This is a genomic window from Marinobacter sp. 1-3A (genome assembly GCF_016597775.1).
GTDB lineage: Bacteria > Pseudomonadota > Gammaproteobacteria > Pseudomonadales > Oleiphilaceae > Marinobacter > Marinobacter xiaoshiensis.
Genome location: NZ_VCGZ01000032.1, coordinates 1 through 1,807 on the forward strand (window position 1 = coordinate 1; position 1,807 = coordinate 1,807).

Annotated in this window: 1 protein-coding gene; it reads left to right on the plus strand. The window is 42.8% G+C overall.

Annotation, left to right across the window (positions count from 1 at the left end):
• The first annotated feature begins 242 nt into the window (after positions 1-242).
• Positions 243-1,664: a class I adenylate-forming enzyme family protein gene (locus FE848_RS18515; RefSeq protein WP_320159524.1), complete on the plus strand. Its 1,422-nt coding sequence runs from the start codon at positions 243-245 to the stop codon at positions 1,662-1,664.
• Positions 1,665-1,807 lie beyond the last annotated feature (143 nt).

Genomic DNA, 1,807 nt, shown 5'->3' on the forward strand with positions numbered 1-1,807 from the left:
ATGGGCGGCATTTACGCCTGATATTGGCTATTTTATGTTCAACTCTGGCGCTGCCGAATGAATCAACTAAGACCAGTGAGTTGTTGGCTCTCTGAAAGTGGCATTTTTGCAGGGGCGACTAATTAGTGCCAGAGATGCGAATGAAGAAGGTGTAGAAAATCAATATACTGCTAAAGAATGTCGGGACCTGACAAATAAAGCTGCGAACTCCTTCAAATCATTAGGCTTGAAGAAGGGGGGATATAGTTACTTTATTATGCGAAAATTCAATAGAGGCAATTGTTAGCAAAATTGCCTTAGCGTCAATTGGTGTCACAGCAGCTCCAATAAACCCTAGCTTAAATACTGCGGTTATGATTCCTCTGGTAAATAGGTTGTCGCCAAAGCTGCTTGTGTGCGATAGCCAATTTATTGATAAGGCAGAAGAGGTTTCTTCAGGGTGTGGGGTTGATATAGCATTCTCCATTAACATAAACGGAGACAGCAAAAATCGAACTAGCTTTAAAGGTTTCACGAGCAATTCAAGTGTCAATCCAGTATGTGAAAATATACATGGAGACGATATATGGGAAATACTATTTACGAGTGGGTCCAGCTCATTGCCAAAAGGCGTGATGGTTTCTCATATTAAGACCTACTTTGAGGCGTTATCTTTTTCTAATATTACCCCGCTAAAACTTAGTCAGCCATCGCAAATTACGGTTTGTTCTTACCTTCCTATAATCTATCACGTTGGATTCTGCATGTTATTGGCGGGAATCTTGAGTGGTGGAAAAACAGTAATAGGGCGAGGCCTGAACTTCCGAAGCCTTGCCGAGACTATAGAGCGTGAACGTGTCACTACCCTATGGGCGGGGTCGCCACAAGCACTTGAACTAACAGCAACGGAATATGCTGCATTAAATGGTGGGAAAAACGTCCTTAAGAATGCCATCTTCGGTTGGGGAGCTATGTCTCCAAAAGTCTACAGAGAGATCAAGAAAAGTTTTGGGGACGAGTTCTCCGGAATAGCTATCATCGGCCAAACTGAAAGTTGCTGCGCACACCGATTCTTTATTGATGAACACCCAGAAATTTTTGAGACTGAATGCCCACAGGAAAATTACATAGGATTGCCGAGCCCATTACTAGGTGCTGCTATCGAATATGTAGAAGGAGTGTCGGTCACCAATGAGAGCGGTGAAGTACAGAATGGCGAAGCCGTTTATAGATCGCCAGCTATGATGGCAGGCTACTACAAGGATCCTGAAGCAACTAAGGAGGCATTATCAGGAGGCTGGTTTCATAGTGGGGATAATTTTGGCCTAATGTCAAAAGGTCAAAGAACGATGATTGATCGAATCAAGGATGTTATTAAAACTGGTGGAGAAAATGTATCTTCAATAAGAGTAGAAGGGATCATAAATCAATTCAGTTCCGTTTCGCGTTCAGCCGTTATCGGAGTTCCCCATAAAAAGTGGGGAGAAGCGGTCATAGCACTAGTTATACTAAAAGAAGGGGTAGAGTATGACGAGCTATCCCTTATATCACACCTAAAGAAAAAATTATCCAGCTTCGAAGTGCCGAAGTCGATTATTTTAGAGCAGTCGTTTCCGGAGCCAGTAGGAGGTAAGGTTCAAAAGTATAAGTTACGGGAAAAATATAAGAATATATTTCAACAATAGGGGCTAAAATGAATATTAGAACGAGCCTGTAAATAAATCTGTGTAACTGCCCACCCCATTACAGGTGGCCGTCCAGGCGGTCACCGAATTCGATAATAAAGCGATTCAAGGCCGGCTTCCAATCACGGATCGGCATGGTCCAT